The organism is Paenibacillus sp. PDC88 (genome assembly GCF_900106725.1).
GTDB classification, from domain to species: domain Bacteria; phylum Bacillota; class Bacilli; order Paenibacillales; family Paenibacillaceae; genus Paenibacillus; species Paenibacillus shunpengii.
Map to the genome: position 1 here is coordinate 213506 of NZ_FNNT01000002.1, position 13682 is coordinate 227187.

Annotated in this window: 11 protein-coding genes; 10 read left to right on the forward strand and 1 reads right to left on the reverse strand. The window is 45.8% G+C overall.

Translation table 11 applies throughout. The features are described 5' to 3' along the window. The 8 genes from BLW49_RS07565 to BLW49_RS07600 all read left to right on the forward strand — a co-directional run bounded on the left by BLW49_RS07565 (position 1) and on the right by BLW49_RS07600 (position 10331). Positions 1-534 (forward strand): spore maturation protein, encoded by a 534-nt coding sequence (locus tag BLW49_RS07565; protein ID WP_076312921.1) that lies wholly within the window; start codon positions 1-3, stop codon positions 532-534. A gap of 134 nt (positions 535-668) precedes the next feature. Then, positions 669-1418, forward strand: a complete 750-nt coding sequence (locus BLW49_RS07570) for a pseudouridine synthase (protein WP_076312920.1) — start codon at positions 669-671, stop codon at positions 1416-1418. 210 nt (positions 1419-1628) lie between these two features. Further along, the gene (locus BLW49_RS07575; protein WP_047911104.1) at positions 1629-2156 is read left to right on the forward strand and encodes a redoxin domain-containing protein; all 528 of its coding nucleotides are present in this window, start codon (positions 1629-1631) and stop codon (positions 2154-2156) included. A 24-nt stretch (positions 2157-2180) separates the two neighbouring features. Next, a complete protein-coding gene (locus BLW49_RS07580) occupies positions 2181-3857 on the forward strand; it encodes a cytochrome c biogenesis protein ResB (protein ID WP_076312919.1) in 1677 nt (558 codons plus the stop codon). Then, entirely contained in the window at positions 3854-5122 is a 1269-nt protein-coding gene (gene ccsA, locus BLW49_RS07585) for a cytochrome c biogenesis protein CcsA (protein WP_076312918.1), read from the forward strand. The genes BLW49_RS07580 and ccsA overlap by 4 nt, the downstream gene beginning before the upstream one ends. Before the next feature lie 86 nt (positions 5123-5208). Next, positions 5209-5925 (forward strand): response regulator transcription factor, encoded by a 717-nt coding sequence (locus BLW49_RS07590; protein ID WP_076312917.1) that lies wholly within the window; start codon positions 5209-5211, stop codon positions 5923-5925. Further along, on the forward strand, positions 5926-7383 hold the full coding sequence (locus tag BLW49_RS07595; RefSeq protein ID WP_090723951.1) for an ATP-binding protein: 1458 nt from the start codon (positions 5926-5928) through the stop codon (positions 7381-7383). A gap of 197 nt (positions 7384-7580) precedes the next feature. After that, a complete protein-coding gene (locus BLW49_RS07600) occupies positions 7581-10331 on the forward strand; it encodes a collagen-like repeat preface domain-containing protein (RefSeq protein WP_305728139.1) in 2751 nt (916 codons plus the stop codon). 95 nt (positions 10332-10426) lie between these two features. On the opposite strand, the gene serA is transcribed toward BLW49_RS07600, so the two are convergent. Continuing rightward, entirely contained in the window at positions 10427-12022 is a 1596-nt protein-coding gene (gene serA / locus BLW49_RS07605; RefSeq protein ID WP_076312915.1) for a phosphoglycerate dehydrogenase, read from the reverse strand. Positions 12023-12677: 655 nt separating this feature from the next. Here serA and BLW49_RS07610 point away from each other — a divergent pair. Beyond that, positions 12678-13271, forward strand: a complete 594-nt coding sequence (locus BLW49_RS07610; RefSeq protein ID WP_076312914.1) for a CPBP family intramembrane glutamic endopeptidase — start codon at positions 12678-12680, stop codon at positions 13269-13271. Then, the gene (locus BLW49_RS07615; protein ID WP_090723953.1) at positions 13268-13660 is read left to right on the forward strand and encodes a hypothetical protein; all 393 of its coding nucleotides are present in this window, start codon (positions 13268-13270) and stop codon (positions 13658-13660) included. Before BLW49_RS07610 ends, BLW49_RS07615 begins: the two co-directional genes overlap by 4 nt. Positions 13661-13682 lie beyond the last annotated feature (22 nt).

Consider the following 13682-nt stretch of genomic DNA (forward strand, 5'->3'; position numbering starts at 1 on the left):
ATGCTGTCCTTTATCAATCTCATTTCGACATGGGCAATACCTGTCATTATTGCCTTTATCCCTGTATATGCCTATTTTAGAAAAGTGCCAGTATACGAATCATTTGTCGATGGGGCAAAGGAAGGCTTCGGCACGGCGATATCTATCATTCCTAGCTTGGTCGCTATGATGGTAGCCATCAGTGTATTTCGGGCATCAGGCGCTCTGGACTTTTTTATAGGGCTTGTAGCACCTCTGTTTCAGTGGATGGGCGTTCCTCCTGAAGTGCTTCCATTGGGTATTCTTAGACCCTTAACAGGGACCGGCTCCCTTGCTTTTACGACAGACCTTATCCAAACGCATGGACCTGACTCTATGATTGGCCGAATCGCTTCCACCATCCAAGGAAGTACCGACACGACACTTTATGTATTAACCGTATATTTTGGGGCAGTCGGAATTCGAAATGGCAGGTATGCGCTTAAGGTTGGATTGTTCTCCGATATCGTTGGATTTGTGGCAGCCATCATGATTTGTCTGCTCGTATTTGGATAAATTCAGCTCAGTAAATGGCCTTCTGAATACATCTCATGCAATGGATGAGAGATTCAGGGGCTATTTTCCTGTTCATGACCTTGTTATTTCTCTGTCTGATGGGTATCATTAATCCCTGAGGTGACTTATTTAAAATGGAGAGATTACAGAAAATTATCGCACAGGCGGGAATTGCTTCCAGACGCAAGAGCGAAGAGCTCATACTGTCCGGCAAAGTAGAAGTGAATGGAGAAGTCGTGACTGAGCTTGGCACGAAGGCAAATCCCGATGAAGATATCATTACGGTGAATGGTAAACCGATTCGAAGTGAGAAGAAGATATACCTGATCATGAATAAACCCAAAGGTGTCATCACAAGTGCTTCAGATCCCGAAGGGAGAAAGATTGTTTCGGATTATCTTAAGGGAATTAAGGAACGCGTTTATCCTGTAGGCCGACTTGATTACGATACAGAAGGGCTTCTATTGCTTACAAATGATGGTGAGTTTGCTCATTTGCTGACACATCCGAAGCACCATGTGCCGAAGACCTATCTGGCGACGGTTAAAGGCGTACCGCACGGTACATCACTGGACAAGCTTCGTGATGGAATTATGCTCGAAGACGGGATGACGTCTCCGGCAGAAGTGGAGTATAAGGATGTAGATACGGAGAAGAACGAAGCTGTTATCCAAATTACAATTCATGAAGGAAGAAACCGTCAGGTCAGACGGATGTTTGAAGCGATCAATCATCCCGTGACTCGATTGAAGCGGATCTCCTTCGGTGGACTGCTGCTGCAGAATTTGAAGCGGGGCTTATATCGTCATCTGACTGCTGAAGAGATCAACAATCTTCTTCAGTCGGCAAAATCCGATCCTTCTAAGAAGAAATCGCGCAGATAACAACAAAATAGCCGGCCAAAAAGACAACGATGAGAAAGAACTAAAGTGCAGATAACCTTGATGCTTTAGTTCTTTTTTTGTATTCATTTCATCGTAACCGTTGCAAGACACATAATTTTCAAAAAACAGACGCAGATTTGTGACAATTTTCGTTATAATTAGGCTAGAAGTTGAATTGGACAAGATTGTCATAAAAGGAGAGTATTTACGATGGGGAGATCAAAGAGAACCGTTCAGGTTGTTATTTTGATATTCATTGTCATTCTAGGTGCTTATGCAATATTCTCTTCAACGGCCAAATCGGATGGCAAACCTGTTGTAGGGGATTCAGTTCCAGATTTCGAGCTGTTAGGCATAGATGAGGCAGTTCACAAGCTGGATCAATTCGAAGGTCAGCCGATGGTCATTAATTTCTGGGGAACCTGGTGTGAGCCTTGTGTTGATGAGATGCCGGCACTGCAGGAGCAGTGGGAGAAATGGAAAGAGCAGGGAGTTGCCTTTATCGGGATCAATGTTGGTGAAGACAAGATGACGGTTAACAATTTTGTGCGCCAAGTTGGAGTTGATTTTCCAATTATGTACGATGAGAAAAAGATCGCGACAAGCCGTTTTGCTGTAGGACCGATGCCCTCCACTTTCTTTGTTTCCAAGGATGGGAAGATCTCTGAAATATTTGAAGGTCAGCTGAATTTAGACACACTCGAGTATCATATCCAGCAACTGGTGAATTCAAACTGAGCAAACAGGGGGATGTGAGACATCATGATTCAAAATACAAAATGTGAATGCGGCCATCAAAATCCAGTAGGAACAGTGCTCTGTGAAGCATGCGGCAAGCCTCAGCATCTGGAGGATCTTGAATCAACCGAACCGCTGGAAATGCGATACGACGGGATAGCCAGACGTTCACAGAAGAGCGATCCGAACATCATTGATCTCGTCTGGAATTTCTTCTCCTCCGTCAAAGTAGCCATATATCTCATTGTAATCACTTTGCTCGGAGCGATGCTGGGCACCATTTATCCGCAGGAAAATGCTTTTATCAATATGGACCCATCTGTTTATTACAAAGAGACATACGGAACAATCGGGCATATTTATTATTTACTTGGCTTGTCTCATACATACGAATCCTGGTGGTTTATCCTGCTGCTGGTCATGATCGGTGCTTCACTGGTTATATGCAGCTTAGACCGGGTACTGCCGCTATACAAGGCATTAAGCAAACAACGTATTCCGAAGCATATTCAATTCTTAACCAGGCAGCGGGTTACATACCAAACTGCGTTTCCAGATGAGGAAGCAGAAGAATGGATTAAGAAAGCGGTTGCGCCGCTCAAAAAGAAAGGTTATCGAGTAAAAACAGACGGCTCTGCATTGCTTGCTGAGAAATATCGATTTAGCCGCTGGGGACCTTATGTCATTCATATTGGTCTGATCATCTTCCTGCTGGCCGTTCTTGCCAGAGGACTGCCTGGATTGCATATGGACGAGCATATTTCATTTCCGCAAGGGGAGATCAAGAATATTCCTGATACCACACTATATCTTGAGAACATTGATTTTAGAGTGGAGTATTATTCGGAGGAAGAAACACCGGAGGAGTTCAGGAATCTTGGCAGGATTGTTCCTAAGCTGTTTGAGACGGAAGCTAAATTGTACGAATGTACTGCGGATTGTACAGATCCGTCCAAGACGCCTCAGCTTGAAGAGGTTAAGCATCATTTTATAAGAGTTAACGACCCGCTGGATTATGAGGGCTTGAAGGCTTACCAATATGACTTTGACCTTACGCCGATCCTTCGCTCCGTATCTCCTGAGGTCATTGATGTTGCATCTGGTACCTCTTACGGCAAGATTCAATTGGATATGCAGAATCCGGAGCAGCATTATGAGGCAGGCCCGTATTCACTAACACTGAAAGAGAAGTATATGGATTTTGGACTAAATGATGAAGGGGTACCGGTCTCTAAGTCACCGAATCCGAACGCGCCGGCCTTTTTATTCGCCATTACTGGTCCTGATCTTCCGGAAGAAGGGATACAGTATTTATATTTTCCACTCGAAATTGATAAGGAACGCTTCCAGCAAAATGTGATTAATGAACGTCTAAACGGTGGCAGTATGCCCCTTGAGCTGAATGTGGATGGGATGGAAAATGTGGATATTATTGAATCGACCTCATATTTGAATATACGAATTGATAAAGCGATGCCGTTTGTATGGGTCGGAGCTTCCATTGTGATGCTTGGTCTAGTTCTCGGATTCTACTGGCAGCATCGGAGAGTATGGATTCGAATAGATAACGGAACTCTCGTGCTTGGTGCACATACGAACAAGAACTGGTTTGGTTTAAGGCGTGAGGTAGCGGATGTGCTTCAGCAGCTGGATATCATCGTTGACGAAAAACTCTTGGATAACGGAGGAAACAAAGCGTGAACAACTTACTCGATCTTAGCAGCAATGCGTTTCTGATCGCATTTTTCTTATATTGTGCTGCGTTTATTGTATATGCAATTGCCATTATGGGCCGTAAATTCAGCAACCGGGATCCAATCGTCCATGTGAAGAAATGGGGTAAAATCGGACTGATTATAACCTCAACTGCACTCGTGGCTCAACTAATCTACTTCTTTACACGTTGGATTGGCGCGGGGCATATTCCGGTGAGTAATATGTATGAGTTTATGTCCTTCTTGTCAATGATGGTCATCATCGCTTTTATTGTCTTATATGCGATATACAAAACACCGCTTCTGGGTCTATTTGCACTTCCGATTACCATTATTCTGATGGCCTATGCAGCCGTATTTCCACAGGAGGTTCAGCCGCTAGTTCCTTCTTTGCAGTCGATTTGGCTCAATATACACGTTACTCTTGCTGCGCTCGGAGAGTCCTTCTTTGCCGTTGGATTTGCGGCAGGTCTTATGTATTTATTGCGGACCGTTAAATTTGACAGTTCTGCGAAATCTGATAAGAAACAGCAAGGATGGGTTGAATTCACGCTGATTGTTATTATTATTGTAATAGGCTTTATCGGTACCGTGTTTGCATTTCGAGCTAGTGGATACGAAGCGGTCTTCACGCAGCAGGCAGCAGCTGACGTTGACACTGGGGGGACCGATAATAGTACAATAGAAAAAGTAATTTATCATATGCCGCCGATTGTGGCACCCTACAATAGTGAAACCGAAAGCTACACTGCATTCCTTGGTATGAAGGAACCATTATTCGAAGCTCCTTCTTGGATGAATGGTGTAAATGCAGGCCGCAAGCTCAATACAGTGATATGGTCAGTTGTTTCTGGTCTTGTTCTATATGGATTGCTGCGACTCGTTGTTCGCAAACCTCTAGGACGAGCAATCAGTCCACATTTAAAAGATATTGATCCGGATGATCTGGATGAGATTAGTTACCGTGCTATAGCGATTGGCTTCCCGATCTTTACGCTCGGAGCACTCATATTTGCTATGATCTGGGCAGAGATTGCATGGGGACGTTTCTGGGGATGGGACCCTAAAGAAGTCTGGGCTTTAATTACATGGCTGTATTATAGTGCTTATCTGCATCTGCGTCTGTCCAAGGGCTGGCAGGGAAGAAATTCAGCGTGGCTTGCAGTGATCGGATTTTTAATTGTAATGTTTACATTAGTTGGCGTGAATTTAATTATCTCAGGTCTCCACTCCTATGCAGGAACAGAATAAACAATCACGGTCCTTTTATATATTGTACATTCAACTAGCGCATACTACGGAGACTGGATTTTGGGAAAGTGGGGCGAATCTTGCTAATGGCAGAACATGAGAACCGAATATTGGTTGTCGATGATGAAGAAAGAATTAGAAGATTGTTGAAAATGTACTTGGAAAAGGAAGGCTATGAGATCGACGAAGCTGAGGATGGAGAAACGGCGCTACATAAGGCGACATCTGAAGATTATGGTTTGATTCTGCTTGATGTCATGCTGCCTGGTATTGACGGAATTGAAGTTTGTACTCGGCTGCGGCAAGCCAAGTCAACTCCGGTACTTATGCTGACAGCAAAGGGTGAAGAAATTAACCGAGTCCAAGGATTTGAAGTCGGAGCAGACGATTATGTGGTCAAGCCCTTCAGTCCCCGGGAAGTGATCTACAGAGTCAAGGCTATTCTTCGCCGTTCATCTGAAACTGCTTATCTATCCAAGGAGAACAACTCGAGCAATAACATCGTGTTTCCACACTTGCTGATTGAGCATGATGCCCATCGGGTTACAGCGAACGGTGAAGAGATTAGCTTAACACCCAAAGAATATGAGCTGCTTCACTATTTGGCCATTTCTCCGGACAAGGTATTCTCACGTGAGGACCTCTTGAAGGATGTTTGGAATTATGAATTTTTCGGAGATCTTCGTACCGTAGATACTCATGTTAAACGTCTGCGCGAAAAATTAAATCGCGTCTCTCCTGAAGCGGCTTCCATGATCACAACGGTGTGGGGCGTGGGCTATAAATTGGAGGTTCCGAAATAAGTGAACTTTTGGAAATCACTCGTTGGAAAACTGTGGTATACGATCATTTTGCTCGTAGCCTGTGTTCTTATGACACTAGGGGTGTTCTTACTTCCCTACATCGACAATAATTTTTCAGCAGATGAATCTGGTGAGATCAAAAGAATGTTTGTTCTCGTGTGTATTGTTGGTTTTAGCTTGACGACGTTTTTTGCGCTGTTTTTGTTTACCAAAATTACTCAGCCTATGCAGAAGCTCATCAAAGCCACCAATGAAATCCGCAAAGGGAACTATGGAACAAGGCTCTCCCTTGTAACGAGTGACGAAATAGGTGAGCTTGCTAATACCTTTAATCATATGGCTGATGAGCTGGAGGATACGATTCGGAATCTGAATCATGAGAAGGAGCGTGTAGCAAGTGTCCTTCGGAGCATGACAGATGCCGTCGTATCCTTCGATGGAGAAGGAAGGCTGATCTCGACCAACCCTCCTGGAGCAAAAGTAATGTCGATATGGCAAGGCATTGACTGGACTGACGCTGATGAGAAGCATGGTTCACAAGCACATTCTTTTTCGAACATTCAGGATGTTCCCCCACCGCTCAGACCTTTATTTTATTCGGTGGTTACTGAAGGTCAGGACCAGAGTGCTGAGCTTCATGTGAAGCAGAGCGTATGGTCGATCCAAATGGCGCCTTTGCACGGCGAGCAAGGAAGCAGAGGAGCAGTCGCGGTGCTTCGAGATGTGACAGAAGAAGCGCATTTGGAAAAAATGCGTAGTGATTTTATTGCAAACATTTCGCATGAGATCCGAACACCTCTCTCCATGATTCAGGGTTACAGCGAGGCTCTGCTCGATGGTATGGCAGCCTCCCCCAAAGAAAGTGAAGAGCTGTTACAGGTTATACAAGATGAATCACTGCGGATGGGCAGGTTGGTTAAGGATTTGCTGGATCTGGCTCGTATGGAAGCTGGACATACGGATATTAATTTGCAAAAAATTGATCTGAATCAAATGCTGGAAAGAGTGTATCGGAAGTTCAGCGTAGCGGCCAAGGAACAAGGACTAATCTTAGATTATACTCATCAGGATGAGAGCCTTGTCCTGGAAGCGGCAGATGAAGACAAGTTGGAGCAAGTATTTACAAATCTGCTTGATAATGCATTCAGACACACACCTTCCGATAAAAGAATTCAAATTATTGCGAAACAGATTAACGCAAGCTTTATTGAAATCCGAATCAAGGATGAAGGTAAAGGCATTCCACGTGATGATCTTCCCTTTATCTTTGAACGCTTCTATAAAGCAGATAAGGCAAGAGTCCGGGACGTAGGCAGAGGTACGGGCCTGGGACTTGCAATTGTTAAACATATTGTTGATGCACACCAAGGGACGATCGAGGTCGACAGTATCCCTGGGGAAGGTACAGAGTTCCGTCTTCTTCTTCCTGTCATGGCAGCCCTGCATCATAATACTTAGATCATCGTAATATTCATTGAAATATGGTATAAGCATCGTAAAAAGCACCCTTAAGGGGTGCTTTTTTTGTTGAACCATAGAGATAAATCTTGTTCATCGTGGAACATTTTATCTTTTGCCGAATATATTCAGAGCAGTATGTGTAGGTAAGTATGGGTTGAATACGTCATAGAATTGATGTAAGGAGGGTGTGAATAATGTCAAAGAAACGCAAACGAGTCAGTATTCGGTCGCTTCTGGGAAGAGGTTCTGACGGTAACTCCTCAAATGACCGGTTTGTCGGAATTTCGATAATGCTGGATGAATTGGAACGATTCAATCAGCTCTTGACCGTTTTACAAAAAACCGCTCCGGCTGCCATATCACAGTCGATTATATTGAATATTTCTGCGCTTCAGCGAACCTTGCGGGATCTTCTGCAATTTGTTAATCATTCTTCATTCCCTGGAGTCGTAAAAGCACACCTGCAGTCCATTCTGGAGCTAACTATTGCCAGTTCAGAAGTAACGCCTTTTGTTAAACTGAACACCATCATTAATATACAAGATTTGTTGGATGACTTATTAGAAGTTACTTTGCTGCTGCTCATCTTACCTGAAGAGAAGGACCGTTTGGTCGGTATTATAAGAGCTACAAGTGTAGCATTAACCATAGCTTCTGAAGGATTAGGAAGCGGTGGGCAAGGCCCTGCTGGACCACCAGGACCACCAGGACCAGCAGGTTCACAAGGTATTCCGGGCCCTGCCGGTCCTGCAGGGCCTCCAGGGTTAACTCAGACGGTTGATTACAATCCAGTAAATTCAGGTTCTTATGGGCCGGGTCAAATTGTTACTTTTGAAGGAAGCTCATATATAGTAAAAACAGCGAATCCAGCAGGTATACCAGGAATTTCACCTGATTTTACGCTTCTCGTAAGTGTTGGTCAAACCGGTGCAACTGGAGCTACAGGAGCCACAGGAGTCACGGGAGCCACAGGAGTAGGGTTAAGTGGAGTAGTAGCATTTGATCCGCTTGCGGCGCCAGGCTATCCCGCAGGACAGGTGGTTACGTACCTTGGCAGTACGTATATAACGAATGTGGCAGCACCAAGCGGCACGCCAGGCACGTCCCCAGATTACACGCTGCTTGCAGGAGCTGGGGTAACGGGCAGTACTGGTGCGACCGGAGCAGGTGTGACGGGAGCGACAGGTTCGCCAGGAGTCACGGGAGCCACAGGAGTAGGGTTAAGTGGAGTAGTAGCATTTGATCCGCTGGCGGCGCCAGGCTATCCCGCAGGACAGGTGGTTACGTACCTTGGCAGTACGTATATAACGAATGTGGCAGCACCAAGCGGCACGCCAGGCACGTCCCCAGACTATACGCTGCTTGCAGGAGCTGGGGTAACGGGCAGTACAGGTGCGACCGGAACAGGTGTGACGGGAGAGACGGGTGCAACAGGAACAGTAGGAGTAACCGGAAGTACCGGAGCCACAGGGATCACAGGTCAGACAGGAGCCACCGGAGAGACGGGTGCAACAGGAACAGCAGGAGTGACAGGAAGTACCGGAGCTACGGGAATCACAGGTCCGACAGGCGCGACCGGAGAGACGGGCGCAACAGGAACAACGGGAGTGACGGGAAGTACCGGAGCTACGGGAATCACGGGTCTGACAGGCGCGACGGGAGAGACGGGTGCAACAGGAACAGCAGGAGTCACCGGAAGTACCGGAGCAACAGGAATTACAGGTGTGACAGGAGCCACCGGAGAGACAGGCGCAACAGGAACAACGGGAGTGACGGGAAGTACCGGAGCTACGGGGATCACGGGTCTGACAGGTGCAACAGGAACAACAGGAGTGACAGGAAGTACCGGAGCTACGGGAATCACAGGTCCGACAGGCGCGACCGGAGAGACGGGTGCAACAGGAACAACGGGAGTGACAGGAAGTACCGGAGCAACAGGAATTACAGGTCCAACAGGAGCCACTGGAGAGACAGGTGCAACTGGAACAACGGGAGTGACAGGAAGTACCGGAGCTACGGGAATCACAGGTCCGATAGGAGCCACCGGAGAGACGGGTGCAACAGGAACAGTAGGAGTCACCGGAAGTACCGGAGCTACGGGGATCACGGGTCTGACCGGCGCGACCGGAGAGACAGGCGCAACAGGAACAACGGGAGTGACAGGAAGTACCGGAGTCACGGGAACCACTGGACTAACAGGAGCCACTGGAGAGACGGGTGCAACAGGAACAACGGGAGTGACAGGAAGTACCGGAGCAACGGGTATCACGGGTCTGACAGGCGCGACCGGAGAGACAGGCGCAACAGGAACAGCAGGAATGACGGGAAGTACCGGAGCCACGGGAACCACTGGACTAACAGGGGCGACAGGTGCAACAGGAACCACTGGCTTAACGGGTACAACTGGGGCAACAGGTCTGACGGGAGCAACAGGAATTACAGGGGCTACGGGGACGATCGTAGGAACTGATGGGTTCTCCGCGTTTCTTCCTGCGGTGTCTACTTCGACTAGTACTCAATTGACAGGATGGACAGTCACTGCCCCTTATTACGATAGTGCGACATTTAATGAAGCTACAGGGAACTTTACAGTTCCGACAACAGGCCGTTATACGATTAATGCGACCATCAATTATTCTACTACCGCAGCACTCTCTATTTCCTTAGGAGCAGGAGTTAATCCCGCATTTGTTGTGCAAAGAACCTCGCCAACAACGACACCATTGATAAGTGGATTATTCCCTGTTCTCAACGTTAACGTGGCCTTAGTTCTTACTTTAAGAGCCATTCTCGGAAATGGAACGGTCACACTAACAGGGGATGTACAGCTCACGGCAGGTGACGTTATAGGGCTCTTCTACGCAGCTAATGGCTTAACTGTTGCTTTGGATCTTGGTGGAGCGGGTACTCCAGGGATTGTGTGGTCCATCCACCGTATTTCATAACATCCTATAAGTATAGGTACCTCCATTTCAAAAAAAAGAGCTGGCCGAATGGCCAGCTCTCTTCATGCTTCATCTGTAACTATGATAGCTTAGTCTTATTTTTTGAGAATAATTTCTTTGGCAGAGTTCAGCTCAGGCAACTGAGTGAGCTTCTCAAGGACTTCCTTAGGAACTTCCTTGTCGACAGTCAGGATCATGATAGCTGCTCCACCCACAATTTTCCGTCCTACCTGCATGGATGCGATATTAACATCGTTCTCGCCAAGCAGAGTACCAACGCGGCCGATAATACCCGGTTTATCGTTATGTGAGATGAAGATCTGATGCTCTTCCGGTGCAAAGTCGACAGGGAAATGATCAAGTCTTACGATCCGCTCGCCGTATCCCGCAAGTAAGGTTCCAGCAATACGACGTTCTTGTTCCTTCTGATTTTTGAGCGTTACGGTAATCAGATTAGTAAATCCTTTTGTACGAGGTGCTTGAGATACGACTACATTAATCTCCCGAGTCTTGGCAAGATGCAGGGAGTTAACGATATTCGCCTCGCTTCCAAGATGGCGTTCAAGAATCCCCTTCAAAATGTAACGCGTCAACTGCTGAGTGTCCACCTCAGACAATTCTCCTGCATAATCAACATGGATCTCTTGAACAGCTTCATTAGAGATTTGAGCAGCAAAACTACCCAGAGTTTCACCCAGTTTGAAATAAGGCTGGATTACATTCATGACACTTGCTGCAACAGGAGGCATATTTACCGCGTTTTTGAACGGTTCGTTACGCAAGATATGAAGCACCTGCTCCGATACGTCAATTGCTACATTTTCCTGCGCCTCAACAGTGGATGCACCAAGATGCGGAGTTACAATAATTTTAGGATGAGTCAAGAACGGATGATCCGCTTGAGGGGGCTCACTTTCGAATACGTCAAAAGCAGCTCCTGCCACGATTCCTTCGTCAACCGCCTCAACGAGTGCCATTTCATCAATGATCCCACCGCGTGCACAGTTAATAATTCGCATACCTCTTTTCATAACCTCGAATTGAGGACGCGCAATCATATGCTTGGTCTCAGGTGTCAGTGGTGTATGCACCGTCATAAAGTCGGCCTGACGCACAATTTCATCCACGCTAGCAAGAGTGATTCCCATCTTCTCAGCACGTTCTTGAGTAAGGAATGGGTCATAGCCCAGAATGTTCATACCGAATGCTTTGGCTCTCTTCGCGACCTCACTTCCGATTCGGCCCATACCGAGTACGCCAAGCGTCTTGTTTCTTAGTTCAACGCCAAGGAAGGTTTTGCGATCCCAGGTCCCGTTAATGGTCTTGGCATAAGCTTGAGGAATATGTCTGGCCAAAGCCATCATCATGGCAAAAGTGTGTTCACAAGTGGTAATCGTATTACCGTCAGGTGCATTAATAACGATAATACCTCTCTCTGTAGCAGCTTCCAAATCAATGTTATCGACCCCTACACCTGCACGCCCAACAACCTTCAGGCGACTTCCTGCCTGCATAATCTTACGCGTTACTTTAGTCTGACTGCGGACCAGAAGCGCATCATAATCACCGATAATTTGTACAAGCTCCTCTTCGCTAAGTCCCGTTTTCTTGTCAACACTTACATCTTCAGCATCCACCAGCTGCTGAATTCCCAAATCACTGATCGGATCAGATACCAATACTTTTAACATGAATCTCTTCCTCCTTGATCATTGTAACTAATATAGATTAAGAAGCGGCGCTCTAATATAACATTTGAGCAGGGCCATTTCATAAACTCGGTAAAATAGTAATGCGTCGCAGTAATAGAGTGTGATGCTGTAAGGATTTGTACTTCGTGAAAATAATCTGAATACACAAAAAAACTCCCAATCCTCATACTATCTCCATAGTAAGGGACGAGAGTTGTCGTGGTACCACCCTAATTCGCGATTGCTCTCACAAGCAAAAGCCTCAATGGTCATTTATACATGACCGGATTCTTAACGGGAATCATTCGATTGCACCTACTTAACGTTCAATGCAATAACTCAGGAGTGCTAAAGGTTCTCCGATTAATTACCGATTTCCACCTGCCATCGGCTCTCTGTTATATTACCCGGACCTTCTCTCCGTCTTCGTATTTCGTATTCATATTGAATTTTTTCATAATGTATCATGGGTTACATCACCATGTCAATAGTTGACCCACTAAACAAGATGAACGTCGTTAAACGTCGATTTGCCTCTTGTATAGACAGCTCTTTGGATGTGTTTCTTGAATCTCTCATCTATTTTGGCTATCATTTAATTAGACTACTATTGTTCAGTATACAATTTTTAGAATAGGAGTAAGAAGAGGCGATAATGAAGAAACAACAGCGCAGGAAATTTAAGTTGCAAAGGATAGAGCCTCATCAACTGACAGATCGCCTTTTGCTTATCAACTTGTATTTGACTCAGGGACTTACCCTGATCATCGGACTGGTATGGATTTTTTTTCAGCAGCGAAACCCGCTTGATCTCCTTGCACTGCCGGATGGATGGAGCTTTGTCATATACGGCTTAGGTCTTGCTGCGGTTATGCTCATCATTGATTTTCTCTTATCATCCTTCATGCCCGAGGACAGCATGGATGATGGTGGAATTAATAACATGCTGTTTCAGAACAGGCCGATCTGGCATATTGTATGTATAGCGGCTATTGTCTCTGTCTGTGAGGAATTATTGTTCAGAGGAGCAATTCAGCATGCCTTTGGTCCCTATTGGACAAGCATTATTTTTGCATTGATTCACTTCAGATACCTTAATCATTGGCTCCCAACCGGTTGGGTATTCTTGTCAAGTTATGGTTTGGGATACATCTATGAGCAATCCGGAACACTATGGGCCCCAATACTGTGCCATTTCTTAATCGATTTGATATCCGGACTCGCCATTCGTTTTCGGAGGGGAAAATGACTAATCAACTTAGCAGGGCGGAAACATACGGCCATCGTAAAAAGAGAGAAACCAAGCAGCGAAGCAAGAAGGATCATCATCAGCCTAATAAACCGACTCGCAGTAATAACACGGCAAAGAGCGCACAGCACAACTTATCAAAGAAGGTAGCTTCTGCTCCTGCTACATTATCAAGAGTGCAGAAGAAACAGCAGCCTAATACAAAAAAATCATCGCAAAAAATACAGGAAGCAGAAACTCTTCCTACAAGATCTGACTTATTTCCTTCACAGCGAATACGTCTAAGCAAATGGTTTGTTAATTCGCTTATTATCATATTTATATTGCTCACTGGAGCCCTTGTGTATTGGGGAATCATAGGCGCACCGCCGCTTCGAACGTTGCTATGACTTATAAAGTTTTAATCATTTG